The 25,335-nt window shown below is 65.4% G+C and carries 25 protein-coding genes; 13 read left to right on the top strand and 12 right to left on the bottom strand.

Annotation, left to right across the window (positions count from 1 at the left end; all coding sequences use genetic code 11):
- Positions 1–35: 35 nt before the first annotated feature.
- The 7 genes from IWH25_RS16665 to urtA form a co-directional block, all read right to left on the bottom strand.
- Entirely contained in the window at positions 36–821 is a 786-nt protein-coding gene (locus IWH25_RS16665) for a transporter substrate-binding domain-containing protein (protein WP_203386882.1), read from the bottom strand.
- Positions 822–848: 27 nt separating this feature from the next.
- On the bottom strand, positions 849–1,526 hold the full coding sequence (locus IWH25_RS16660; RefSeq protein ID WP_203386881.1) for a FadR/GntR family transcriptional regulator: 678 nt from the start codon (positions 1,524–1,526) through the stop codon (positions 849–851).
- 293 nt (positions 1,527–1,819) lie between these two features.
- On the bottom strand, positions 1,820–2,512 hold the full coding sequence (gene urtE, locus IWH25_RS16655; RefSeq protein ID WP_203386880.1) for an urea ABC transporter ATP-binding subunit UrtE: 693 nt from the start codon (positions 2,510–2,512) through the stop codon (positions 1,820–1,822).
- A gap of 3 nt (positions 2,513–2,515) precedes the next feature.
- Entirely contained in the window at positions 2,516–3,352 is an 837-nt protein-coding gene (urtD, locus tag IWH25_RS16650) for an urea ABC transporter ATP-binding protein UrtD (RefSeq protein WP_203386879.1), read from the bottom strand.
- Positions 3,352–4,488: an urea ABC transporter permease subunit UrtC gene (gene urtC / locus IWH25_RS16645; protein ID WP_203386878.1), complete on the bottom strand. Its 1,137-nt coding sequence runs from the start codon at positions 4,486–4,488 to the stop codon at positions 3,352–3,354. Before urtC ends, urtD begins: the two co-directional genes overlap by 1 nt.
- A gap of 10 nt (positions 4,489–4,498) precedes the next feature.
- Complete coding sequence (urtB, locus tag IWH25_RS16640; protein WP_203386877.1) at positions 4,499–6,091, bottom strand: urea ABC transporter permease subunit UrtB; 1,593 nt, start codon at positions 6,089–6,091, stop codon at positions 4,499–4,501.
- A 271-nt stretch (positions 6,092–6,362) separates the two neighbouring features.
- Entirely contained in the window at positions 6,363–7,625 is a 1,263-nt protein-coding gene (gene urtA / locus IWH25_RS16635; RefSeq protein ID WP_203386876.1) for an urea ABC transporter substrate-binding protein, read from the bottom strand.
- A gap of 389 nt (positions 7,626–8,014) precedes the next feature.
- Here urtA and IWH25_RS16630 point away from each other — a divergent pair, with 389 nt between their 5' ends.
- The 12 genes from IWH25_RS16630 to IWH25_RS16575 all read left to right on the top strand — a co-directional run bounded on the left by IWH25_RS16630 (position 8,015) and on the right by IWH25_RS16575 (position 18,326).
- Complete coding sequence (locus tag IWH25_RS16630) at positions 8,015–9,190, top strand: PAS domain-containing sensor histidine kinase (RefSeq protein ID WP_203386875.1); 1,176 nt, start codon at positions 8,015–8,017, stop codon at positions 9,188–9,190.
- On the top strand, positions 9,187–9,825 hold the full coding sequence (locus IWH25_RS16625; RefSeq protein WP_203386874.1) for a response regulator: 639 nt from the start codon (positions 9,187–9,189) through the stop codon (positions 9,823–9,825). The genes IWH25_RS16630 and IWH25_RS16625 overlap by 4 nt, the downstream gene beginning before the upstream one ends.
- Positions 9,826–10,176: 351 nt before the next feature.
- Positions 10,177–10,842 (top strand): DJ-1/PfpI family protein, encoded by a 666-nt coding sequence (locus tag IWH25_RS16620; RefSeq protein ID WP_203386873.1) that lies wholly within the window; start codon positions 10,177–10,179, stop codon positions 10,840–10,842.
- A gap of 36 nt (positions 10,843–10,878) precedes the next feature.
- The gene (locus IWH25_RS16615) at positions 10,879–12,258 is read left to right on the top strand and encodes a CmpA/NrtA family ABC transporter substrate-binding protein (protein ID WP_203386872.1); all 1,380 of its coding nucleotides are present in this window, start codon (positions 10,879–10,881) and stop codon (positions 12,256–12,258) included.
- A gap of 3 nt (positions 12,259–12,261) precedes the next feature.
- Positions 12,262–13,101 carry a nitrate ABC transporter permease gene (gene ntrB, locus IWH25_RS16610; protein ID WP_203386871.1) on the top strand — a complete coding sequence of 280 codons (840 nt, stop codon included), beginning with the start codon at positions 12,262–12,264 and terminating at the stop codon, positions 13,099–13,101.
- Between the two features lie 5 nt (positions 13,102–13,106).
- Positions 13,107–13,955: an ABC transporter ATP-binding protein gene (locus IWH25_RS16605; RefSeq protein WP_203386870.1), complete on the top strand. Its 849-nt coding sequence runs from the start codon at positions 13,107–13,109 to the stop codon at positions 13,953–13,955.
- An 18-nt stretch (positions 13,956–13,973) separates the two neighbouring features.
- Positions 13,974–14,417, top strand: coding sequence for a cyanase (cynS, locus tag IWH25_RS16600; RefSeq protein WP_203386869.1), 444 nt, complete (start codon positions 13,974–13,976; stop codon positions 14,415–14,417).
- A gap of 326 nt (positions 14,418–14,743) precedes the next feature.
- Positions 14,744–15,346 carry an integrase core domain-containing protein gene (locus tag IWH25_RS16595; protein WP_203386868.1) on the top strand — a complete coding sequence of 201 codons (603 nt, stop codon included), beginning with the start codon at positions 14,744–14,746 and terminating at the stop codon, positions 15,344–15,346.
- Positions 15,347–15,522: 176 nt separating this feature from the next.
- The gene (locus IWH25_RS16590; RefSeq protein ID WP_203386867.1) at positions 15,523–15,948 is read left to right on the top strand and encodes a hypothetical protein; all 426 of its coding nucleotides are present in this window, start codon (positions 15,523–15,525) and stop codon (positions 15,946–15,948) included.
- A gap of 105 nt (positions 15,949–16,053) precedes the next feature.
- A complete protein-coding gene (locus tag IWH25_RS16585) occupies positions 16,054–16,875 on the top strand; it encodes an MORN repeat-containing protein (RefSeq protein WP_203386866.1) in 822 nt (273 codons plus the stop codon).
- Positions 16,876–16,983: 108 nt separating this feature from the next.
- A complete protein-coding gene (locus IWH25_RS16580) occupies positions 16,984–17,697 on the top strand; it encodes a hypothetical protein (protein WP_203386865.1) in 714 nt (237 codons plus the stop codon).
- Between the two features lie 71 nt (positions 17,698–17,768).
- The gene (locus tag IWH25_RS16575; protein WP_203386864.1) at positions 17,769–18,326 is read left to right on the top strand and encodes a hypothetical protein; all 558 of its coding nucleotides are present in this window, start codon (positions 17,769–17,771) and stop codon (positions 18,324–18,326) included.
- Here IWH25_RS16575 and IWH25_RS16570 read toward each other — a convergent pair.
- Positions 18,274–19,385 (bottom strand): IS3 family transposase gene (locus IWH25_RS16570; RefSeq protein ID WP_203386070.1). Its coding sequence is split into 2 segments (ribosomal slippage): positions 18,274–19,127 and positions 19,127–19,385, totalling 1,113 coding nucleotides; the frame shifts between segments, so codons are not numbered across the junction. The two genes, IWH25_RS16575 and IWH25_RS16570, sit on opposite strands and share 53 nt — an antisense overlap.
- A 274-nt stretch (positions 19,386–19,659) precedes the next feature.
- On the opposite strand from IWH25_RS16570, the gene IWH25_RS16565 reads away from it, so the two are divergent.
- The gene (locus IWH25_RS16565; protein ID WP_203386863.1) at positions 19,660–19,890 is read left to right on the top strand and encodes a hypothetical protein; all 231 of its coding nucleotides are present in this window, start codon (positions 19,660–19,662) and stop codon (positions 19,888–19,890) included.
- Between the two features lie 166 nt (positions 19,891–20,056).
- Here IWH25_RS16565 and IWH25_RS16560 read toward each other — a convergent pair whose 3' ends face one another.
- The 4 genes from IWH25_RS16560 to IWH25_RS16545 all read right to left on the bottom strand — a co-directional run bounded on the left by IWH25_RS16560 (position 20,057) and on the right by IWH25_RS16545 (position 25,129).
- Entirely contained in the window at positions 20,057–21,010 is a 954-nt protein-coding gene (locus IWH25_RS16560; RefSeq protein WP_203386862.1) for a response regulator transcription factor, read from the bottom strand.
- Positions 20,997–24,404, bottom strand: a complete 3,408-nt coding sequence (locus tag IWH25_RS16555; RefSeq protein WP_203386861.1) for a hybrid sensor histidine kinase/response regulator — start codon at positions 24,402–24,404, stop codon at positions 20,997–20,999. The genes IWH25_RS16560 and IWH25_RS16555 overlap by 14 nt, the downstream gene beginning before the upstream one ends.
- An 84-nt stretch (positions 24,405–24,488) precedes the next feature.
- On the bottom strand, positions 24,489–24,836 hold the full coding sequence (locus IWH25_RS16550; protein ID WP_203386860.1) for a HepT-like ribonuclease domain-containing protein: 348 nt from the start codon (positions 24,834–24,836) through the stop codon (positions 24,489–24,491).
- A complete protein-coding gene (locus tag IWH25_RS16545) occupies positions 24,833–25,129 on the bottom strand; it encodes a nucleotidyltransferase family protein (RefSeq protein ID WP_203386859.1) in 297 nt (98 codons plus the stop codon). Before IWH25_RS16545 ends, IWH25_RS16550 begins: the two co-directional genes overlap by 4 nt.
- Between the last annotated feature and the right edge of the window lie 206 nt (positions 25,130–25,335).

Genomic DNA, 25,335 nt, shown 5'->3' with positions numbered 1-25,335 from the left:
CCGGCGCCGCCCGCAGGCGGCGCTCTCGGCGTCGGTCAGAGATCGGCGGGCAGCGGCGCCTGCAGCCAGCGCTGGGCCACCTGGTTCAGCTCGCCGTTGGCCTTCAGCTTGGCGATGACGGCGTTCACCTTCGTCAGCAGCGCGGCTTCGCCCTTGTTGATGCCGACGTAGCACGGCGAGTTCTTGATCAGGAACTTGGTGTCGAGGCGGCGGATCTTCGTGCGCTCGTTGACCGCGGCGGCGACGACGTTGCCGGTGGCGACCAGCTGCACCTGGCCGGACAGGTAGGCCGAGATGGTCGCGTTGTTGTCCTCGAAACGCTTGATGGTGGCGCTCGCCGGCGCAATCTTGCTGAATTCCAGATCCTCGACCGAGCCGCGGGTGACGCCGACGACCTTGCCGGCGGTGTCGGCGGCGCTCTTCACCGCGGCATCGCCCGGCCCGAAGACGCCGTTGAAGAACGGCGCGTAGGCGACCGAGAAGTCGATGACCTTTTCCCGGTCCGGGTTCTTGCCCAGGCTGGAAATGACCAGATCGGCCTTGCCGGTGGTCAGGTAGGGAATGCGGTTGGTGCTGGTCACCGGGATCAGTTCGACCTTCAGCTTCAGTTCGCGGCCGATCAGGTTGGCGACGTCGATGTCGTAGCCGCGCGGCTTGAGGTCGGGGCCGACGGTGCCGAACGGCGGGAAATCCTGCGGCACGGCGACGCGCAGGGTGCCGCTCTTCTCGGCGCTGGCCAGCGCGTCGGCCTGGGCCAGACCGATGCCGCCGGCGAGCAGCGAGGTGGCGACGAGGGTTTTCAGGAAAAGGCGTTTGTGCATGGCGAGGGCTCCTGGAGGGGTGGGGGATCAGGGTTGGATGAAACGGATGCCGACCCGGCCGGCGGCCGACAGCAGGTGCTGCTGCATGGCCTTGCGGGCGGCGCCGGCGTTGCCGGCGGCCACCGCGGCGAGGATGGCGTTGTGTTCGTCGGCCGGCTGCCAGATCTGGCTGCGGTCGGCAAAGGGCAGGCGCAGGCTGTGGGCAAGCTGCGCATGGAATTGCTGGGTGATGGCGGCGAGCGCCGGGTTGCCGGACAGTTCGGCCAGTGCCAGATGGAAGCGCAGGTCGCATTCGGCGGCGCTGACCAGGTCGCTGGCCGACAGCGCCTGCTGCATTTCCGCCATGCATTCGCGCAGCGCGCTCAGGCCGTCGTCGTCGCGACGGCGCGCGGCGAGCGCCGCATTGGCCGGCTCGATGACGAAGCGCATCTGGAAGATGGCGTCCGGCGGCATGGCGTTGGGGCCGCTGGGCAAGTCGGCGGCGTCGGTCGGCGTGCCGGCGGTGACGAAAACGCCCTTGCCGGCGAAGGACCGCAGCAGGCCGAGCGCCTCCAGCATGGAAATGGCCTCGCGCAGCGAGGCGCGGCTGATGCCGAGGCTTTCGGACAACTCCCGCTGGCCGGGCAGCGCACTGCCGGCGGGATACTGGCCGTCGAGGATGCGGCGTTGCAGGGTTTGGGCGGCGATGCTGGATACGCTGGGCATGGTGGTTTATCCGTTCATACCGGTCTGACCGGTTAGGCCAGTTAAAGCGTGTTTTGTGCCAGCCGGGAAAGGTGGCCGAGAAGCTAAGGTAAGTAATTGATTGAGTTGCCTTTGCGCCTTTCGACACGCGCGTGATCGAGCGCCCGGCAAGGCACTGTTTTGGGGATTCTTCGCTGCTGCGCCCCCGGAGATGGTGCATGGATGCAGCCCATCTCTTCCGATCGGGATTGCCTTGGCGGTGAGCCTTGCTTTACGTACTGAGTAAATTTACTCAGTACGTTGAAAGAGGCGGCCTACACCGCCAGCGCTTCGCGCACGCCGTCCTGCTGCATCGTCTCGCCCCGGCCGCGCATGATGAACTCGCCGCGCTCCATCAGCAGGTACTGGTCGGCCAGCGATTCGGCGAAGTCGTAGTACTGCTCGACGAGCAGGATCGCCATTTCGCCGGTCGCCGCCAGCGTGCGGATGGCGCGTTCGATGTCCTTGATGATCGAGGGCTGGATGCCCTCGGTCGGCTCGTCGAGGATCAAGAGCTTCGGTCCCATCGCCAGCGCGCGGCCGATCGCGAGCTGCTGCTGCTGGCCGCCGGAGAGGTCGCCGCCGCGGCGGTGCATCATCTGCTTGAGCACCGGGAACATGTCGAAGATGCGCTCCGGAATCCTCGTGCCGCCGGGCTTCGTGGCGAGGCCCATCAGCAGGTTCTCGGCGACGGTGAGGCGCGGGAAGATCTCGCGGCCCTGCGGCACGTAGCCGATGCCGGCCTGCACGCGCGCGTGCGGCGGCAGGTGGGTGATGTCGCGGCCGTCGAAGGTGATGCTGCCTTCACGCGTCCTGACGAGGCCCATCAGCGATTTCAGCAGCGTCGTCTTGCCGACGCCGTTGCGGCCGAGCAGGGTGGTGACCTTGCCGGTCTCGACCGTGAAGGACAGGCCGCGCAGGATGTGGCTGCCGCCGTAGGCCTGGTGCAGGGAGTCGACTTTCAGCATGGTTCAGCGCCCCAGATAGACTTCGATGACCCGTTGATCGTTCTGCACCGCCGCCAGGTCGCCCTCGGCGAGCACGCTGCCCTCGTGCAGCACGGTGACCCGGCCGCCCAGCTTCTCGACGAAGGCCATGTCGTGCTCGACGACGACCAGCGAATGCGTGCCGGCGAGCGACACGAACAGCTCGGCGGTGCGCATCGTCTCGTCGTCGGTCATGCCGGCGACCGGCTCGTCGAGCAGCAGCAGCTTCGGCTCCTGCATCAGCAGCATGCCGATCTCCAGCCACTGCTTCTGGCCGTGCGAGAGCAGGCCGGCCGGGCGGTCGGCGTCCTGGTCGAGGCGGATCAGACGCAGCGTCCCGGCGATGCGGTCGCGGTCGGCGTCGTCGAGCGTGGCGACGAGGCTGCGGCGCACGCGCTTGTCGGTCTTCATCGCCAGTTCGAGGTTCTCGAACGCGCTGTGCTGCTCGAAGATCGTCGGTTTCTGGAACTTGCGGCCGATGCCGGCGTGCGCGATCTCCGGCTCGGAGAGCCGGGTCAGGTCGATGGTCTGGCCGAAGAACGCGCTGCCCTTGTCCGGGCGCGTCTTGCCGGTGATCACGTCCATCATCGTCGTCTTGCCGGCGCCGTTCGGGCCGATGATGCAGCGCAGCTCGCCGGCGTCGATGGCGAGGCTCAGCCGGTTCAGCGCCTTGAAGCCGTCGAAGCTGACGGTGATGTCGTCGAGATAGAGGATGACGTTGTGCGAGATGTCGAGCACGCGCTGCTTGCTCGCATGGCCGAAGCGGTCCGGCTCGTTCGGGTCGATGCCGATGATCTTGCGGAGGACGTCGCGGGTGCCCATTACCTTGCTCCTCGTGCGGACTTCCCGGCGCGCAGGGTCTGCCACAATCCCAGCAGCCCCTTCGGCAGCAGCAGCGTGACGACGATGAACAGGAGGCCGAGGAAGAACAGCCAGTACTCGGGGAAGCTCACCGTGAACCAGCTCTTCGCGAGGTTCACCACGAAGGCGCCGATCACCGGGCCGATCAGCGTGCCGCGCCCGCCCACCGCCACCCAGATGGCGATCTCGATCGAGTTGCCGGGCGACATCTCCGAGGGGTTGATGATGCCCACCTGCGGCACGTAGAGCGCGCCGGCGATGCCGCACAGCACGGCGGAGACCGTCCAGATCGCCAGCTTGTACCAGAGCGGGTCGTAGCCGATGAACATGACGCGGCTCTCGGCATCGCGGATCGCGGTGAGCACGCGGCCGAACTTCGAGGTGGTCAGCCAGCGGGCGAAGAGCAGCGTGCCGGCCAGCGCCAGCGCGGTCAGGCCGAACAGCACCAGCCGCGTTTCCGGCGCGGTGATGCTGTAGCCGAGCACGCGCTTGAAGTCGGTGAAACCGTTGTTGCCGCCGAAGCCGGTCTCGTTGCGGAAGAACAGCAGCATCGCCGCGTAGGTGAGCGCCTGGGTGATGATCGAGAAATAGACGCCCTTGATGCGCGAGCGGAAGGCGAAGTAGCCGAAGACGAAGGCGACGATCGCCGGCACCGCCACCACCAGCAGCGCCGCCCACAGGAAGCTGTCGCTGCCCGTCCAGTACCAGGGCAGCTCCTTCCAGTCGAGGAACACCATGAAGTCCGGCAGCTCGCTCCGGTAGCTGCCGTCGCGGCCGATCTGGCGCATCAGGTACATGCCGAAGGCGTAGCCGCCGAGCGCGAAGAAGAGGCCGTGGCCGAGCGAGAGGATGCCGCCGTAGCCCCAGATCAGGTCCATCGCCACGGCCACCATCGCGTAGCACATGATCTTGCCGATCAGCGTGATGGCGTAGGCCGAGACGTGGAAGGCGCTGTCCGGCGGCACCGCCAGGTTGAGCAGCGGCACGACGACCAGCGCCAGCGCGAGGAAGGCGGCGAGGCCGCCGGCCTGCCGGCCGTCCAGCGCGGCGAGCAGGCGGAGCGTGTGCGGAGTGCGTTCGATGCGTGCGGATTGCATGGTGCAAGCCTCAGTCGACGAAGCGGCCCTTCAGGGCGAAGATGCCCTGCGGACGCTTCTGGATGAAGATGATGATGCAGACGAGGATGGCGATCTTGGCGACCACCGCGCCCGCCCAGCCTTCGAGCAGCTTGGAGAAGATGCCCAGCCCGAGCGCCGCCCACACGGCGCCGGCGAGCTGGCCGACGCCGCCGACGACGACCACCATGAACGAATCGACGATGTAGCCCTGGCCCATGTCCGGCCCGACGTTCGAGATCTGCGACAGCGCCACGCCGCCCAGCCCGGCGATGCCGGCGCCGAGCGCGAAGGCCAGCGTGTCGATGCGCGCCGTGGGCACGCCGACGCAGCCGGCCATCGCGCGGTTCTGCGTCACCGCGCGGACGAACATGCCGAGCCGCGTGCGGTTCATCAGCACCCAGACGAGGAAGAGCACGAACAGCGCGAAGCCGATGATGACGATGCGGTTCCACGGCAGCACCAGGTTCGGCATCAGCTCGACGCCGCCGGACATCCAGCTCGGGTTCGCGAGCTCGACGTTCTGCGCGCCGAAGAGCACGCGCGCCGCCTGGATCAGGATCAGCGACAGGCCCCAGGTGGCGAGCAGCGTCTCCAGCGTGCGCCCGTAGAGCCAGCGGATCACCGTGCGCTCCATCAGCACGCCGACGGCGGCGGCGGCGAAGAAGGCGAGCGGGATCGCCGCCGGCAGGTACCAGTCGATGTAGTCCGGCAGGTGGCTGCGGAACAGCGACTGCACGGCGTAGGCCGAATAGGCGCCGACCATCAGCAGCTCGCCGTGCGCCATGTTGATCACGCCCATCACGCCGTAGGTGATGGCCAGCCCGAGCGCGGCCAGCAGCAGGATGCTGCCGAGCGACAGCCCGGTGAAGATGCGGCCGAGGTTCTCGGCGTTCGCGAGGCGCTTGTCGATCGCCTTCACCGCGCTGATCGCCGCGTAGCGCACGCGGTTGTCCGGCTCGTTGGCCTGCTCGGTGAGCGGCAGCAGCAGCGCCCGCGCCGCCGGCGACGCGGTGTCGCCGAGCAGCAGCACGGCGCCGCGGCGCACCGCCGGATCCCGGCTGGCGAGGTCGGCCTGGGCCTTGGCGACGGACAGCAGCGCACGGATTTCCGCGTCCAGCTCGCCGGCCAGCGCCCGCGTCAGCAGCGGCGCCAGCTCCGCGCCGGCCTTGCTCTGCAGCCTGCGCGCGGCCTCCAGGCGCACGCTGCGCTCGGCGGCGAAGAGGTCGAGCGCGGCGATGGCCGAGGCCAGCTCGCCGCGCACGCGGTTGTTGATGGTGATCGGTTCCGGGCTGGCCGGAGTGTTTGGCAGCGCGGCCGGCGCGCCGCTGGCGGCGTCGCTCGCCTGCCCGTCGTCGACGATCAGCAGCCGGCCGCCGGCCAGCACCAGGCGGTCCTCGGCCATCGCCTGCAGCAGGCGCCGGGCCGCCGGTTCGGCGCTCTGCGTCAGCTGGCGGATCGCCTCGATCTTGCGCGTGTTGTCGTCGTCGGCGAGCTGCTTGACCACGGCGGGGTCGGGGGCGGCGAGCGCGCTGCCGGCAGCGAGGGCCAGCGCGGTCAGCAGGGAACGGAATCGTCGGGTCATGGCGTCGGGGGCGTCGGTCCGGGTTCGGGGGCGGCAGGTCGGGAATTCAGACCTCAGAATTCAGAATCCAGAATACGGAGGCCGCGGCGGGCGACCAATACGCTGAATTGCGTAGTAGTGAGTCAACCTGAATCCGCTTGATGTAACCCCCCGTCATTCCGGGCTTGACCCGGAATCCAGTGGCGTACTTCTGGATTCCGGCTTTCGCCGGAATGACGAGGCAAGAAAAACGGGGCCGCAGCCCCGTCCGTCCGCGTGCTGCCGGCGCGGCTTACTTGCCTTCCGGCTCGTCCTTCTTCTTGTCGTTGCCGGCGATGTACGGGCTCCACGGCGCGGCCTTGACCGGGCCGGGGGTCTTCCACACCACGTTGAACTGGCCGTCCGCCTTCACCTCGCCGATGAACACCGGCTTGTGCAGGTGGTGGTTCTTCTCGTCCATCTTCACCGTGAAGCCCGACGGCGCCTTGAAGGTCTGGCCGCCCATCGCCGCGATGACCTTGTCGACGTCCGTGCTCTTCGCCTTCTCGACCGCCTGCTTCCACATGTGGATGCCGACGTAGGTGGCTTCCATCGGGTCGTTGGTCACGACCTTGTCGGCGTTCGGCAGCTTGCTCTTCTTCGCCCAGTCCTTGTACAGCTTCACGAACTTGTCGTTCTCGGGGTTCTTCAGCGACATGAAGTAGTTCCACGAAGCCAGGTGGCCGACCAGCGGCTTGGTGTCGACGCCGCGCAGCTCCTCCTCGCCGACCGAGAAGGCGACGACCGGCACGTCGGTGGCCTTCAGGCCGGCGTTGCCCAGTTCCTTGTAGAACGGCACGTTCGAGTCACCGTTGATGGTCGAGACGACGGCGGTCTTCTTGCCCTCGGACGCGAACTTCTTGATCTTGGCGATGATGGTCTGGTAGTCGCTGTGACCGAACGGCGTGTATTCCTCCAGGATGTCGGCCTCGGCGACGCCCTTCGACTTGAGGAAGGCGCGCAGGATCTTGTTGGTCGTGCGCGGATAGACGTAGTCGGTGCCGAGCAGCACGAAGCGCCTGGCCTCGCCGCCGTCCTTCGACATCAGGTATTCGACGGCCGGGATCGCCTGTTGGTTGGGTGCGGCGCCGGTGTAGAACACGTTCTTCTCCAGCTCCTCGCCCTCGTACTGCACCGGGTAGAAGAGCAGGCCGTTCAGCTCCTTGTAGACCGGCAGCACCGACTTGCGCGAGACCGAGGTCCAGCAGCCGAAGGTGACGGCGACCTTGTCCTTGGTCAGCAGCTGGCGGGCCTTCTCGGCGAACAGCGGCCAGTTCGAGGCCGGGTCGACGACGACCGGCTCCAGCTTCTTGCCGAGCACGCCGCCGGACTTGTTGATCTCCTCGATCGCCATCAGCGCCGTTTCCTTCAGCGCCGTCTCGGAGATCGCCATCGTGCCGGAGAGGGAGTGCAGGATGCCGACCTTGATGGTGTCGGCGGCCATGGCCGGCAGGCCGATGGCGGCGAGCGCGGCGGAGACTACGGTGGCCTTGATGAAGGTGCGACGTGTGCTCATGGAAGCTCCTTGGGGTTGGGTGGTCCGGTCTGCCTTGTGCAGTGCGGTGCCAGATTAAGGAGCGGGCGGGGTGGGAGAAATACGTCAGATTGCGTAGGACGGGGAGCGGGCGCGCCGGGGGAATCGCCGAGGCGGCGCGGCGTTCTCGCTCCCGCTTCCGGAAAACGCCTGGTGCCGGCTGCGGGCGGATATCCGGGAGCGCATTACCGTTTCTCGTCGCCCCACTATCGTTCGTCGCGTCCCGCGATGCACCAGCGCGGTGCCGGCCGCTTGCGGCGCGCTTTCGGGGCAAGGGCCTGTCGCGGCAAGGCGGGAGAAGCCGGGAACGACGCTGCGGGGATCCATGGCATTGCGGTTGCTTGCTGTTGTCGTCCCCCGTTTCCGCTGCCATGTTCGCCAACCTGCACAATCTGTCGCACCACGCTGCCTGGCGCCGGCAGCTGGAGATGATCCTCGAATCCACCGGCGAGGGCATCTACGGTGTCGATCTCAAGGGGCGCTGCATCTTCATCAACGAGGCCGGCGCGGCGATGCTCGGCTACACGCCGGACGAAGTGCTCGGCCGCTCGATGCACTACCTGATCCACCACTCGCACGCCGACGCGACCCTGATGCCGGTGCACGAATGCCGCATCTACAGGGCCTTTGTCGAAGGCCGGGGCGTGCGCGTGGACGACGAAGTGCTGTGGCGGCGCGACGGCTCCAGCTTCCCCGCCGAATACGCCTCCTACCCGATCCGTGACGGCGAGGCGGTGGTCGGCGCGGTGGTCACCTTCAACGACATCACCGGGCGCAAGCGCACCGAGGCCCTGCTGCGCGAGGCGCACGACACGCTCGAACGCCGCGTGCGCGAGCGCACTGCCGAACTCACCGCCGCCCACGACCACCTGCGCCAGTCGCACGAAGCGCTGCGCCGGCTCTCCGCCCACCTCAACACCGTGCGCGAAGAGGAGCGCCGCCACATCGCCCGCGACGTCCATGACGATCTCGGCGCCGCGCTGACCGCGCTGCAGCTCGACATGAACTGGCTCCGCCGGCGCCTGGCCGGCGACGAAACGCTGGCCGGGAAGCTCGACGGCATGCTCGACATCGGCGGCCAGGCGATGCAGTCGCTGCGCCGCATCCTCAACGACCTGCGGCCCGGCGTCCTCGACCACCTCGGTCTGTGGCCGGCGCTGGAAACCCTGCTGCAGGAGTTCCAGCGGCGCAGCGGCCTCGCCTGCCGCCTGGTCTGCCCGCCCGCCATCGAAGGCTGCCGCCTCGGGCGCGACGCCGAAATCGCCCTCTACCGCATCGTCCAGGAAGTGCTGACCAACGTCTCCCGCCACGCCCGCGCCACCGGCGTGCAGCTCGACGCCGCCGCCGAAGGCCGCGACCTCGTGCTGCGCATCGCCGACGACGGCCAGGGCATGCGCGTGCCGCCGCAGCCCACTTCCTTCGGCCTGCTCGGCATGCGCGAGCGCGCGCTGGCGCTGGGCGGCACGCTGGACATCGTCAGCGCCCCCGGCGACGGCACCGCCGTCGTGCTGCGCCTGCCGGGCGTGCTCGCCGGAGAGACCGCATGACGCGCATCCTGATCGTCGACGACCACATGATCATCCGCCGCGGCCTGCGGCAGATCCTGTCCGAAAACCCGGCCATCGGCGACATCGCCGAAGCCGAAGACGGGCCGTCGGCGCTGCGCTCGCTGCGCACCACGCCCATCGACGTCGTGCTGCTCGACATCGCCCTCGGCGAGCGCGACGGGCTGGACGTGCTGAAGACCGTGCACGCCGAATTCCCCCGCCTGGGCGTCGTCATGCTCTCGGTGTATCCGGAAAACCAGTTCGCGCTGCGCGCCATCCGCAGCGGCGCCCATGCCTACCTGAACAAGGGCTGCAGCCCGGACATCCTCTACGCGGCCATCGCCAAGGTGGCGAGCGGCGGCCTCTACGTCACCCCCGCCGTCGCCGAACTGCTCGCCCACGACGTGCGCGGCGACGCCGGCAGCGAAAAGCCGCCGCACGAGGCGCTTTCCAACCGCGAATTCCAGGTCCTGCAACTGCTCGCCCAGGGCTGCAGCGTGACCCGGATCGCCCAGCAACTCACGCTCTCCGCCAACACCATCTCCACCTACCGGACGCGCATCTTCGACAAGCTCGGCCTGCGCAACCCGGCCGACCTCTTCGCCTACGCCGCGCGGCACGGGCTGACGAACTAGTAGTTGGTCAACCTGAATCCGGTTGATGTAACTCGCCGTCATTCCGGGCTTGACCCGGAATCCAGTTGGGTATTTCTGGATTCCGGCACCCCAAGGGCACTTCCTGCGGGGCGCTTTCGCCGGAATGACGACCTTATCCATCCGTTGCAACATGACTGACTAGGCGCCGATTCCGGCCGTCCCCCCGGATCGCCCGGCGCGGCTTGCCGCGACCGAGCTTGTAGTGATCGCACTACACGCGAATCACGCTTGTCGCGATACCGGGGCCTTCCCCGCGTCGCCAGAATGGCTCCCGTCGGCCAGTCTTCGCCTGGAGCGAAGGCGCCAAGGCCATTTTCGGGAGATCGTCGCATGGCACGCAAAGCAGGTTTCAGGCTGGGCATCTACGTCTTCAAGGATGCCGAGATCGTCGATTACGCGGCCCCGGCCGGCGTGTTTTCGGTGGCGCGGAGGCTCGACCCCGAGCTCGACACCTTCCTGGTGGCGGAATCGATGCGGCCGGTGCAGACGCAGGCCGGGTTGACCGTCGTTCCCGGCTACAGCTTTGCCGACCGGCCGGCGATGGACGCCTTCCTGATTCCCGGCGGCTTCGGCACGCGGCAGGAGACGCACAACGCCAACCTGCACCGCTACATCCGGGCGCTGCCGCCGGAATGCCTCCTGACCAGCGTGTGCACCGGGTCGTGGATCTATGCCCGCATGGGCCTGCTCGACGGCCTGCCGGCCACCAACCGCAAGGAGCCGGACCGGCTGGAGGCTTCGCACCTGGGCAAGACGCCGATCGACCGGCTGGCCGAGATGGCGCCGGCCTGCCGCGTCAGCCGCGCCCGCGTGGTCGATGCCGGGCGCATCGTGACTGCCGGCGGCATCGCCTCGGGCATGGAGCTGGGCTTCCACCTGCTGCGCCGCGCCGGCTACGACGAGGACTTCATCGACGACGTCGCCCGCGTCATGGAATACCACCGTGCCTATGAGCTCTACCGGCACGACATCGAATTTCACGACCCCGCCCTTTGACGTCCTCTTTGACGCCATTTCCAGAAGGAGATCGCCATGTCCGCTTTCCAGGACCCCTTCCACGACGGCACCCGTCTGGGCAGCTGCCCCTGCGGCAAGCATTCCTCGCCGGCCGCGCATGACGCGGCGCTGGCCGCGGCTGCCGACCTGCCGGTCGCGGCCGGCGAGGAGTCGCTGCACCGCCGCACCATCGAATCGGCCATCGTGCGTGCCGTCTTCCCGGACGACGGCGAGCGCCGCCGCTTCCTGCGCGCCGTCGGCCGTTCGACGGCGCTGGCGGCGCTCTCCAGCTTGTTCCCGATCGGGGCGCTGGAAGCCATGGCGCAGGAAAAAGGCCCGCTGGAAAAGAAGGACCTGAAGATCGGCTTCATTCCCATCACCTGCGCGAGCCCGCTGCTGATGGCCGACCCGCTCGGCTTCTACCGGCAGCAGGGCCTCAACGTGCAGATGATCAAGACCGCCGGCTGGGCGTTGATCCGCGACAAGGTGCTCAACCGCGAATACGACGCCTCGCACATGCTCGCCCCGATGCCGATCGCGATGAGCATGGGCATCGGCTCCAACCCGATGCCGCTCAACGTCGCCACCATCCAGAACACCAACGGCCAGGCGATCACGCTGCACGTCAAGCACAAGGACAAGCGCGATCCCCGGCAGTGGAAGGGATTCAAGTTCGCCGTGCCCTTCGAGTATTCGATGCACAACTTCCTGCTGCGCTACTACGTGGCCGAGCACGGGCTGGACCCGGACCGGGACATCCAGATCCGCGTCGTGCCGCCGCCGGAGATGGTCGCCAACCTGCGCGCCGGCAACCTCGACGGCTACCTCGGCCCCGACCCCTTCAACCAGCGCGCCGTGTTCGACGAAGTCGGCTTCATCCACATCCTCTCCAAGGAAATCTGGGACGGCCACCCCTGCTGCTCCTTCGGCGTGCCGGCCGACTTCGTCAAGCAGAACCCGAACACCTTCGCCGCGCTCTACCGGGCCATCCTGACCGCCGCCAAGATGGCCCGCGACCCGAAGAACCGCCCGATCATGGCCGAGGTGCTGTCGCCCGCGGGCTACCTGAACCAGCCGAAGACGGTGCTCGAACAGGTGCTCACCGGCAAGTTCGCCGACGGCCTGGGCAGCGTGCAGAACGCGCCGACCCGCGCCGACTTCGACCCCTTCCCGTGGTACTCGATGGCGGTGTGGATCCTCAGCCAGATGAAGCGCTGGGGCTACCTCAAGGGCGACGTCAATTACCGGGAGATCGCCGAGCGCGTCTACCTGCTGACCGATGCGCGCAAGCGCATGGCCGAGATCGGCATGCCGGCGCCGAAGGAGGGCTACGCCAGGTTCAAGGTCATGGGCAAGGAGTTCGACCCGATGCAGGCCGACGCCTACGTCAATTCCTTCGCGCTGAAGCGGGCCTGAGCAATGAAACGCGAACACTGGAAAAGTCTGCTGCTGTCGGTGCTGCTGCTGGTCTTCCTCGTCGGCGCGTGGTTCGTCGCCACGCAGCCGAAGGAAAGCGCCCAGCAGGCCGCGGCGCAGGACGAATACGCGGCGCTGATGGGCAAGGGGGCCGCCAGGTCCGGCGGCTTCCCGCCGCCGCAGGAAGTCGGCAAGGCGATCGCCGCCCATCTCGCCGCGCCGTTCAAGGACAACGGCCCGAACGACAAGGGCATCGCCATCCAGCTCGGCCACTCGCTGGCCCGCGTCGGCGCCGGCTTCCTGCTCGCGATCCTGGTCGCGCTGCCGCTCGGCTTCGCCGTCGGCATGTCGCCGCTGCTCCACCGGGCGCTCGACCCCTTCATCCAGGTGCTGAAGCCGATTTCGCCGCTCGCCTGGATGCCGCTCGCGCTCTACACGATCAAGGATTCCGACCTCTCGGGCATTTTCGTGATCTTCATCTGCTCGCTGTGGCCGATGCTGATCAACACCGCCTTCGGTGTCGCCAACGTCCGCCGCGACTGGCTCAACGTTGCCCGCACGCTGGAAGTGCGGCCGCTGCGCAAGGCGCTGACGGTGATCCTTCCCGCGGCGGCGCCGACTATCCTGACCGGCATGCGCATCTCGATGGGGATCGCCTGGCTGGTCATCGTCGCCGCCGAAATGCTGGTCGGCGGCACCGGGGTCGGCTACTTCGTGTGGAACGAGTGGAACAACCTGGCGCTGCCCAACGTGATCTTCGCCATTCTCGTCATCGGCGTCGTCGGCATGGTCCTCGACCGCTGTTTCGCCGGCCTGCAAAAACTGGTCAGCTATACGGAGTAAGCGCCATGGCCTTCCTGCAAGTCAAAAACCTCGCCAAGGCCTACCCGGGCAGCGACGCGCCGGTCTTCGAGAACGTCAACTTCTGCATCGAGAAGGGCGAGTTCGTCTGCATCATCGGCCATTCCGGCTGCGGCAAGACGACCATCCTGAATGCGCTGGCCGGGCTGGAGACGGCCAGCGCCGGCGACATCGCGATGGACGGCCGCGAGGTGGCCGGGCCGGGGCTGGACCGCGGCGTCGTCTTCCAGAGCCACGCGCTGATGCCGTGGTTGAGCGTGATCGACAACGTCAAGTTCGGCGTCCGCTCGCGCTGGCCGGAATGGACCAGGGCGCAGGTCGAGGAGCAGGCGGCCAGGTACCTGGCGATGGTCGGGCTCGGCCAGGCGCTGCACAAGCGGCCGAGCATGCTCTCCGGCGGCATGAAGCAGCGCGTCGGCATCGCCCGCGCCTTCGCCATCCAGCCCAAGATGCTGCTGCTCGACGAGCCCTTCGGCGCGCTCGACGCGCTGACGCGCGGCACGATCCAGGACGAGCTGCTCAGGATCGTGCAGGCCACCGCGCAGACCGTGTTCATGATCACCCACGACGTGGACGAGGCGATCCTGCTGTCCGACCGCATCCTGCTGATGAGCAACGGGCCGCGCGCCCGCATCGCCGAGATTGTCGAAGTGACGCTGCCGCGCAGCCGGACGCGCCACGACCTGCACCACGACCCGCGCTTCTACCGCATCCGCAACCATCTGGTCGATTTCCTCGTCAGCCGGTCGAAAGACGCCCAGCCGGCCGGCCAGACCCCTCCCCCGGTCGTCCGCCCCGGCGAAGACGAATCGCTTACCCCATCACTTGCCGCTTAATCTTGTAAGGAGAGCACCATGAACCGCGAAGATGTCACCGATCTGATCGTCATCCGGAAAGCGAAGAAGAAGCTGAGCTGGGCCAATCTGGCCGAAATCGTCGGCCACAGCAAGGAATGGAGCACCGCGGCGCTGCTCGGCCAGATGACCCTGAGCGAAGCGCAGGCCAAGGCCGTCGGCGCCGCGCTCGACCTGCCGGACGAAGCCGTCGAGCAGTTGCAGGTCGTCCCCTACAAGGGCTCGCTGCCGAGCGCCGTGCCGACCGATCCGCTGATCTACCGCTTCTACGAGCTGGTGAGCGTGTACGGCACCACCTTCAAGGCGCTGATCCATGAGGAGTTCGGCGACGGCATCATGAGCGCCATCGATTTCAACATGGACCTCACGCGCGAGCCCGACCCCAAGGGGGATCGGGTCAGGATCGTCATGAGCGGAAAGTTCTTGCCGTACAAGACGTACTGACCGGCGGCGCGGCCTGGTAGCCAGTCATATTGAAACTGACCAATGCGTTCGTCATTCCGGCGAACGCCGGAATCCAGAAGGGCCCCACTGGATTCCGGGTCAAGCCCGGAATGACGGTGGGTTACATCGACCGGATTCAGGTTGACCAGCTGCCAGTGTCCGCCAAGGGCTGAACAGCGGCCGGGCGGCTGAACTGGTTTGGTTATTTTCCGACACTCGCCCCCGAGCGAGGTCTGCTCTCCCGCCCCCACATAAGCGGGTGAGCGGTCGCCGGGTCTTCTGACAAATTGGAGTTTCCACACACCCGATTTGCATAGGAGATCACCGTGACCGCACTTTCTCAGAGTATTAAACGCAAGCTTTCGCTGCTGCAGTTGGCCGATGAACTCGGCAACGTCGCCCGTGCCATGCAAGATCATTGGCTATCACCGCGACACCTTCTGCTCGCTCGCCTTCGCCAAGTACAACAGCTCGAAGATGCCGGTCACCGCCTGCGATCTCCTTTACGAGCGCGTGCCGCCGTTCTACGACGCGCCGGCGTGCCGGTGCAGGCGATCCTGACCGACAACGGCCGCGAGTTCTGCGGCAAGCCGGAGTCCCATCCCTACGAGCTGCTGCTCGCCATCGAAGACATCGAACACCGCAACACCAAGGTCAGGAGCCCGCGTACTAACGGCTTAGTCGAGCGCATGAACCGGAGGCTGCTCGGCGAATGCTTCCGCGTGAAGGGGCGGGAAACCTTCTACCTGTCGATCGACGAGATTCAGCGCGACCTCGACGAGTTCATGGGCTACTACAACCTCGACCGGACCCATCAGGGCTACCGCCTCGGTGGCCGGACGCCGGCGCTGCGCGAGGCGCTCGGCATGGAGGCACTGCCCAATCTTCGCTTCGACAACCCGGCCGCTATCGAAAACCCAACCGAATAGGGTGATGCCAACGTCACAGAAACCGCCTAGACTATCCGCCGCTGGAAGACCCGACTGTCGGGCAAATACTCAATCAGAATAGATATGACAAGCTCGCCCATCGCTTCAACGCCTTCTTGCATCTCGCATGTGTCTATATCTGGTTGCTGTGAACACACCCTGGGACTCATCACATCATGAAGACAACCGCTGCAGCGCTTTTCATCTGTTTTCTAGCAACCTCAGCCGTTGCAAACGTCGGTTATTCATCGGCGCAACATCCGTTGTATGGGAAATGGGCATGGACGTATGCAAAGAACAACTGTTCAGAGGTGTACGACTACCGCCCGGATAATACGTCCGTAGTGACCAGCGGCGAAGAGATAGGCGAGAGCCGATTTACTATTAGCGACAAACCCGATCTGAATGGGTTCTATCGTATGACGGATGTGGTGACCAAGAGCAATGGTCGCACTGGCTGTGATGGCAAACCCGGTGGAACGCCCGTTGGTAACACGGTGACCATCTTTATTTTTTTCCACCCCACGATGAGCGAAATGGTCATGTGCCAAGAGCCGTCGTTTTACGCTTGCATGGGCCCGCTTCGGCGTCTCACGCAATGATTCCTAACATTGCTTACCCGGACGCCAAGCAAGCTACGCGTGCTCGGCGCCGGTTGGCTACACGTTGGGTAGCACGTTGAACATATCAGCACTGCTAGGAATTTTATGCTCCCGAAACTACCAACTGCCTTTGCGCTGGCCTTTGCGGTGACCGCATTTATTGCTTCAGGTGTTAATGCGGAAGAGCGAGACTGCAGGTCTTCCTACTATCCTGGAATGAATGGGTACGGTACTGCCACCCTGCCCGATAACGGTCTCTATGAAGGCCATTTTCGCGAAGGGCTATTTCACGGAGAAGGAAAAATCCTTTGGAAGGATGGGGATCGCTATACCGGCTCGTTCCAAAATGGGCTCTACAACGGAGAAGGAGTACTTACATCCCGCGACGGCGGTGAATATCGTGGCGCATTTAAGGATGGCCAAAGGCATGGAAAAGGTACATATCGTGGTGCAAATGGTGACGTCTTCGAAGGCGAGTATCAAAAAGATCTGCCGCATGGTTATGGCATATTCATAATCAAAGACGTTGGTAAGTACGAAGGTTATCTTGCAAACGGCCGTTACAACGGCCAAGGAAAGTTCTTCTTCGAAGATGGCCGAATGTACGACGGCCATTTTCAAAATGGCTCATGGAATGGACTAGGGAAACTTGTGCGGCCAAGCCTCGAGACCTATGAGGGCGAGTTCAAGAACGGCGAATACCACGGCGTCGGTCGCATCACTTGGGTGAATGGCGACTGGTTCGAAGGTCCCTTTGCCGCGGGAGCGGTGAATGGCGATGGCATCTGCAGCATAGAGGGGGCAATCGGAACATGCACTTTTGATCGTGGCTTTTTCCTAAAGTTTGTTCCAACGCCTCAGCGAGAACTTGCGCCGCCCATTCATTCGCATCGTCTGAACACCGTCTGCCACTCCCGAAATGCCTAACCCTGCTCAACCTGACGCCCAACGGCTGCGCTGTTGGGTTCCCTCCGCGCTTCGCGCTCCGGTACTGATTAGCTCCACTCGTTGGCGCTCTTGAGGAATTTCCACGCCATGTCCAAATCACTCCATTCCCAATTTCTTATTGCTGCCGTTGTCTCTGCTGTCGGTTTTCTGTCTGGGTGCGTAACGACAGGCGGCACACGCATAGACAATGTCCCAATGTATGGGCAGCCGGTGCTTGAACGTCCCGAAGTACTGAAACGCGCCGACGAGGAATTTATTAAGCAGGCATCGGAAGGTCTCGGAGGCCGAGAAAAAGCAAGTGTGGCTTGGTGGATGGAAGGCGATAAATACATGAGAGAAGGCAACCTTGACTACGCCATGCGCAGGTACAACCAATCGTGGTTACTAAACCCAAACAGCTTCCGTCCCTATTGGGGCTTTGGGCGTGTCTTAGTTGAGCAAGGGCAACTTGAAGAGTCCATTAAGCAGCTTGAGAAAGCCAACCAACTCGTTGACGATGAGTATCAAAAGGTTGCCCTGCTCACAGACACAGCCTCGGTTTATTCAGTGAAGGCAAACAACAGTGCGAACGGCTCCAGTGAGCGCACGAAGTACTTTTCGTTGGCGAATCGGTTTTTTGAGGAAAGTACCAAGCTTGACCCGACGTATCCGAATACTTGGCGCAGTTGGGCACGGTCTCTGTATTTCGAAGGCCGCTTTGCTGAAGCGTGGCAAAAGGTGAATGCTGCCCGCTCGCGTGGCGCTCAATTTCCCCCGCAGTTCATAAGAGCTCTCGAAGAGAAGATGCCTGAGCCGAAATGAACCGTGAGCAGTCGAGGGAACGCTTCCCCTGTCGGCGGCACGCTCCTCACCTTTGACGTAGGTGCTACCCAATGAATCGTTGGTCTCTTACCCCTTCATTCCTATCTGTGCTAGCCGCAGGAATTTTGAGCGCTTGCACGGTTAATCCTGTGCAAAAAGCCGAAGTTCGGGCTCCCCTCGAAGTTCCATCCGGCCATCAGACCAAGCCAATTGAGTTTCGGAAGGTTCTAGCGAAGATTCCTCTTGGCGAACAAATCGGAAAAATTCGCCACGGCTGGGGGTGTTTTCCTGGTGCAGATATTGGTTGGCGAGGTGGCAGGCTAAACATCACCGATGAAGAGCTGACCGAGACATTCCGAAATGAACTCCAAAGCCGGAACTACCAAATAGTCGGTGACCCCTACGCACTGTTTGGTGACCCTTCGGCGTGGCAAGCCGAAATTTTGGTGGCTGGATTAGTCACCAAGGTGGATGCGCAAGTATGTTTCCCTTTCTCAGGTAGCCCGATAGCCGACATAGGAAATACCACTGCGGTGAAAGGTGGTGCATTTGACCTGCCTGAATTCTTCGGGCCACTCATTCCTGGAAAATGGCTCCCGGTTTGGTGGTTGAAAGACACTGCTTCTTGAATGCCGCCGGAGTCTGGTTGCCCAGGCTCGAATGCGGACGGATTTCATTGTAATGCTGACGCCATTGATCGATTACGACCTTGGCTTCCGTTCGGTTCCTGAACCACTCCATCGACAGGCATTCATCCCGGAACTTGCCGTTGAAGCTTTCTGCCATACCGTTCTGCCACGGCTTGCCGGGGTCGATCAGTGCCATGTCGAGATTCTCGTTGGCCGCCCAGCGCAGCAGCGCCCGGGAAACGAATTCGGGGCCGTTGTCCGAGCGCAGAATCTTGGGCGCACCGTGCGTGCTGATGAGTTGTGACAGCACCTCGATCACTCTCCCGGAACGAATCGAACCGGCGACATCGATCGCCAGGCTCTCTCGCGTGTATTCATCGACGACTGTCAGACACTTCAGCTGCTGACCGTTGGCGCAGGCGTCGAATACGAAGTCGTAAGCCCATACCTGCCCGGCTGCAAGCGGCGCTTGCGGCCGGGGGCGAGACAGCGCAATCCGCTTTCTTGGCCGCTTCCGCGGCACCTGCAACCCTGCCTTGCGCCACAGGCGCCAAGCCCGGTCAGTACTCATCCGCTGCCCCTGGCGTTCGAGAAAGACCTGAATGCGCCGGTAGCCGTATCGTGGGTACTGTGCCGATAGGATGCGCATGGCCGCCAGTGCCGGTGCGTCCTTCTTCTGCATGCGTGATTCGTAACGGAGCGCCGATCTCGCCGTACGGGTCAGCGCACACGCTTTCCGCTCCGACAGGCCACGCCCCTTGGCGTACTCTGCCTGCCGGCGCCGGGCGGGTGCGCTCACCATTTTTTTGCGTTGATCTCCTTCATGATCTCGACTTCGAGATCACGTTCGGCCAGCAGCTTCTTCAGCCGGGCATTTTCCTGCTCAAGCTGCCGCAGCCGTTTCACTTCATCGGCATTCATCGAACCGAAGCGCTGCCGCCAGCTGTAGATCGTTTGTTCGCTGATGCCGTGTTTCTTCGCTACTTCGGCAACCGAACTCTTGTCCGCTTCACGCAGGATCGCGACGGTCTGCGCTTCCGTAAATCGGCTCTTTCTCATGACTCCCTTTCTTCAAGGAAGCCATCTTCTCAAGTTTCAGCTGGTCCGAAAATCGCCGGGCAGGTCAGGTCATCGACGCAAAAAGTCGAGACATTCTTGCTCAACGCCTTTCGCTTACTCTCGGCCCAAGTCCGTCTAAGGGCATGCCGTTGGGGTTTGCGCTAATCGAGGACAGTTGTGGCTTACCGTGAGCCCTTGTGGCCCCTAACCCCGCGGTGCAGGGGGGGCTGCGCTGCTTCTTGGCGCGGCCGCCGCCGATCAGGACGTTAGAGTCATGTCTTGGTTCTGGTCGAAATCTCGTACTGGCAAGACCATAGAAGGGGGCTTAAATCTCCTCGATGGCGCAGTTGGATACGGCTTGTTATCTGGGGCGGCAGTTGTCGTGGCATTCGGCAAATTCCTCTTGGGTGGTGTGCTTGGCGCGTTGGCGCTCGGGATGTTTGCCCGGTTAAGCCATCGCGCGAATTCCAAAGCAAGCTCAACCAAAAAACAAGCGCATGAATGACGTTGTCTTCTGACAATCCGTCCAATGACTTTGCTCGTTGAGCCCCCCCTTGTCATCGGTGATCTGAGAGCCGGCCCAGGCGAGTCGAACGTCTGAGTTGGGTCGTTTGCCATCGTCAGACTGGCTGCCAATCAACAGCAGCAAAGGCCACGAAGCATCCCGCCCGCTACGCCCCCCGCATCCTGCCGATCGCCAGATTCGCCGCCGCCGTCCGCGTCTCGACGCCGAGCTTCTCGAAGACGTGCTCCAGGTGCTTGTTCACGGTGCGCGGGCTGCTGCCGAGGATGTCGCCGATGTCCTTGCTGGTCTTCCCCTGCACGACCCAGTAGAGCACCTCGGCCTCGCGGCGCGTGAGGCGGAAGGCGGCGATCAGCGAGTCGATGGCGGAGGCGTCGTTCTCCTCGCGCAGCACGACCAGCCATTCGTCGTCGGCGGTCTGGTCGTGGAAGGAGGCGAGCAGGCGCCGGCTGCCGCTGCCGTGCAGCAGTGGCGGGATCGGCTGCGCGGCGCCGCGGGCGCGCAGCGCGGCGGCGATCCAGTCGAGCAGTTCCGGCGGGGCGACGTGTTCCGGGTTGTCGAAGGCGGCCTTGAGCAGCCCGCGCGCCAGCGGCGTCTGCCAGACGATGCGGCCGTCGGCGGCGCGCACGGCGACGGTGGCCTGCCCGAAGGCGTCGAGCGCGCTGCGCGCCTGGCGCATCTGGCGCGCGCTGGTCATGTGCGCGGCGATGCGGGCGAGCACTTCGGCGGGGCGGATCGGCTTGGTGACGTAGTCGGCGCCGCCGGAGGCGAAGGCGGCGACGACGTGCTCCGTTTCGGTCAGGCCGGTCATGAAGACGATGGGGATGCCCTGCGTCGCGAAGTCGGCCTTCAGCCGCCGGGCGACCTCGAAGCCGTCGATGCCGGGCATCAGCGCGTCGAGCAGGATGACGTCGGGCAGGGCCTGGCGGGCGCGCTGCAGCGCGGCTTCGCCGCGGGTGGCGACGAGCACGGTGTAGCCGGCGTCGTCGAGCGCGTCGTGCAGCAGCGCGAGGTTTTCCGGCACGTCGTCCACGATCAGGACGATGCCGGCGGCGCCGTCGCCGGCCGGCAGTTCGTTGGGGCGTCGTTCAGCGGGTTGCATGGCGCGTCTGGTTCAGGATTTCCGTCATCGCGTCGAACTGGAATTGTCGCGCAAGCTCGCGCAGCACGCGCACGAACTCGGCGTGGCGGGCGTCGAGCGCCTCGATCTCGGCCAGCTTGGCGAGGATGCCGCGCAGGTAGCCGAGGTTGATCAGTTCGTCGAGCGCGGCGAGGTGGCCGGTGTCCGGCGGCACCAGCGGCGGCGGCACGGCCGGTTCCGGCGCCGCGGTGGGCGGCGGCGCGCCGGCGGCGATCCATTCGAGGTCGAGCTTCCGGCCCAGCCAGTCGAGCAGCGCGTTCACCTGCAGCGGCTTGACGATGAAGTCGTCGGCGGCGATGCCCGCGTCGTTGTCGAGCCCCTTGTCGAAGGCGTTGGCCGAGAGGATGGCGACTTCGACGCCGGGAATGCCCATCCGGTGCAGGCGGCGGATCGTCTCGTAGCCGTCGATGCCGGGCATGCCGAGGTCCATGAAGACCAGGTGCGGCATGAAGCGCGGCACGGCGGCGAGGCATTCGTAGCCGTCGGCCGCCTGCTCGACGATGAAGCCGAGCCGCTCCAGCACGTTCTGCAGCAGGTCGCGGTCGTCCTTTTCGTTGTCGACGACGAGGATGCGCCGGCGCGGGCCGGCGTAGCCGATGCGGTTGCGTTTCGGCAGCTCGGCGCCGGCCTGCGCGGAATGCACCTGCGGCAGGAAGAGGCGGATGCGGAAGAGCGAGCCTTCGCCGGGCGTGCTGGCGACCTGCAGCTCGCCGCCCATCAGGTCGGTGAGCATGCGCGCGATGGTCAGGCCGACGCCGCTGCCGCCGGCCTGCACCGAGCTGCCGCGCTCGAAGGGCTCGAAGATCCGCGCCAGGTCCGCGGCGGCGATGCCGGGGCCGGTGTCGCGGATCTCGAAGGTGGCCATGTCGCGCCGCCAGTCGACGGTGAGGGCGACGCTGCCGCGCGCCGTGAACTTGACCGCATTGCCGAGCACGTTGATCAGGATCTGGCGCAGCCGGCGCTCGTCGGCGCGCACCACGGCGGGAATCGTGTCCGCCGGCCGGTAGTCGAACGCGAGCCCCTTGTTGCGCGCCTGCAGCTCGAACATGCCGACGATCTGCTGCAGCAGCTCGGGGAAGTCGAGGGCGCGCACGTCGAGCTTGAGCTTGCCGCCCTCGATGCGGGCGATGTCGAGCGTGCCCTCGATCACCGAGAGCAGGTGGTCGCCGGACTTGCGGATGACGTTGACGGCCTGCCGGCGGTTCTCGGGGATGTCCTCGTCGGCGGCGAGGATCTGCGCGTAGCCGAGGATGCTGTTGAGCGGGGTGCGCAGCTCGTGGCTGATGGCGGTGATGTAGCGGCTCTTCGCCTGGTTGGCCTGGTCGGCCGCGGCCTTCGCCTGCTGCAGCGCGGCGTCGGTGCGCTGGTGCGATTCGATTTCCTGCAGCAGCAGCTCGGTCTGCCGGTTCGATTCTTCCTGCGCGACATGGCGGCTCTGCTGCGTCAGCACCATCCACCAGGCGATCACGCCGGCCAGCAGCACCAGCGCGGCGAAGATCTTGATGAAGCTGTCCTGCAGGCGGGCGACGACCTGGGCGTTCGGCTCGGCGAGGCTGAGCAGTTCGTGCGTGTACAGGATGGCGAGCACCAGCGCGAGGACGCTGGTGATGCCGAGCATGAGCAGCAGGTAGTGGCCGAGGCCGGTGTCGAGGTAGGGCTGCACGGCGCGCGGCAGCAGGCGGCGCAGCACCGCGTGCCACTGCGCCGAGAGGGTCGCCTCGGGCTTGCACTGGTCGTGGCAGCGGGCATCGAGCGAGCAGCACAGCGAGCAGATGTTGCCCTGGTAGGCCGGGCAGTGGGTCAGGTCCTCGGCCTCGTAGTCGCGCTCGCAGATCGCGCAGCGGCCGCCGTCGACGACGTTGGCGCGGGGGTCCCGCGCCAGGTAGTAGCGGCCCCGGGTGAGGAAGGCGATCAGCGGCGCGAGGACGAAGGCGGCGCCGAGCGCGACGAAGGGGGCGTAGGGCTGCAGCGCGGCGCCGAAGGTGCCGGTGAAGGTGGCGACGGCGAGCAGCGAGGCGATGCCCATCGCGCCGACGCCGACCGGGTTGATGTCGTAGAGGTGGCCGCGCTTGAACTCCATGCCGCGCGGCGAGAGGCCGAGCGGCTTGTTGATGACGAGGTCGGCGACCACCGCCGCCATCCACGAGATGGCGATGTTGGAGTAGAGGCCGAGCACCTGGCCGAGCGCGGCGAAGACGTCCAGCTCCATCAGCATCAGCGCGATGGCCGTGTTGAAGACGACCCAGACGACGCGGCCGGGGTGGCTGTGCGCGAGGCGGGAGAAGAAGTTGGACCACGCCAGCGAGCCGGCGTAGGCGTTGGTGACGTTGATCTTCAGCTGCGAAACGACGACGAACAGCGCGGTGGCGGCGATCGCCAGCGTCGTGCTGTCGAAGACGTGCGAGAAGCCGATCAGGTACATCTGGTTCGGATCGACGGCCTTGTCCACCGGCACCGCGTTGCGCAGCGCGAGCCACGCCAGCAGCGTGCCGCCGAGCATCTTGAGGATGCCGGGGACGATCCAGCCCGGTCCGCCGAGGGTGACGCCCGCCCACCAGCGGAAGCGGTTGGCGGGGGTCTTCTCGGGCATGAAGCGGAGGTAGTCGACCTGTTCGCCCATCTGCGTGACGAGGGCGATGCCGACGGTGAGTGCGGCGCCGAACAGCTGCGGGTCGAAGCTGCCGTCGCCGCCGCGCTGGCCGCCCCAGGTCCACAGGCCGGAGAACGCGGCGGGGTCCTCGGAGAGGACGAAGGCATAGGGCAGGATCAGCAGCACCAGCCAGAGCGGCTGCGTCCACGCCTGCAGGCGGCTGATCGCCGTCACCCCGTAGGTGACCAGCGGAATGACGACCAGCGCGCAGATCAGGTAGCCCCACGCGGGCGGGATGCCGAAGGCGAGCTCCAGCGCGTAGGCCATGATGGCCGCTTCCAGCGCGAAGAAGATGAAGGTGAAGGAGGCGTAGATCAGCGAGGTGATGGTCGAGCCGATGTAGCCGAAGCCGGCGCCGCGCGTCAGCAGGTCCATGTCCAGCCCGTGGCGGGCGGCGACGATGCTGACCGGCAGGCCGAGCAGGAAGATGATCAGCCCGGTGGCGAGGATCGCCCAGAAGGCGTTGAGGAAACCGGCCTGCACCAGCATGGTCGCGCCGACCGCCTCCAGCACCAGGAACGACGACGCGCCGAAGGCGGTGTTCGCCACGCGCATCTCCGACCACTTGCGGAAGCTGCGCGGCGTGAAGCGCAGCGCGTAATCCTCGAGCGTCTCGTCGGCGACCCATTTGTTGTAGCGCCGGCGGATCGGGATGATGCGCTGCGTGCGCTGCTGGGGCGGGGAGGGGGGCAGGCTGGGTTCCATGGCGAGATTAAACCACGAGGCGGCCGGGCGGCCGCGGCGAGGCGGCGGCATCCCCGAGGGCGGGAGCGAAAGACTGTGCGGCGCTCAGTGCGCCAGCGCCCGCAGATGCTTCGCCAGGTCGGGAATCGCTTGCCGGACGGTTTCCCAGACGACGTCGAGGTCGAGTTCGAAGTAGCCGTGCGCCATGCGATTGCGCATGCCTTTCATCTGGTGCCACGGGATTTCCGGATGCGCGGCGATCAGGGCCGAGTGCCCGTCGATCAGCTTTGCCGCGAGCTCGCCGATCACCAGCAGTTTCATGATCACCGCGTCCTGGGTCTTGGCGTCGGCGAGAAACCCCTCTCGGTCCATGCCGGCGGTGTAGTCGATGATCTGGATGGCGGCGTTTTGCATCAGCCGGACATAGTCGGCTTGCCGGTCCGGCGGCGTCATACCGGCGCGGCCTCGCCGATGATGCGGTCGCGGAATTGTTGCGGCAGGTCCTTCGGCGTCAGCACGTCGACCGGGACACCGAGCGACGCTTCCAGCTCGATCTGGATGGCGCCGAGGTCGAACAGGGTCGCGCCGGGCAGCGGGTCGATCAGCAGGTCCAGGTCGCTCGCCTCGGTATCGGTGCCTTGCAACACCGAACCGAAGACGCGCGGATTGCTCGAGCGGTGACGGCTGACGATCTGCCGGATCAGTTCCCGATTCTCGCTCAACGCCTGCGACGGCCTGAGGCTCATGCCTTTTCCCTTGTGCGCCATGCCCATGCGGCAGATGGTACCAAAGAGCGCCGACGAAACCGAGCCCCGTTCGCGAACCATCGGCGAAGCCTATTGTGGCTATCCACAATTCGGATACCCACAATGGATGCCGCCGACCGCGGTCGCCATACTCCGCCCCACTCGATAACTACACTTGGGGTTGCGCTGTGAAAAAAGGGGTTTTC

The organism is Azospira restricta (assembly GCF_016858125.1).
GTDB lineage: Bacteria > Pseudomonadota > Gammaproteobacteria > Burkholderiales > Rhodocyclaceae > Proximibacter > Proximibacter restrictus.
This window is presented reverse-complemented; position numbering and strand designations above follow the sequence as displayed.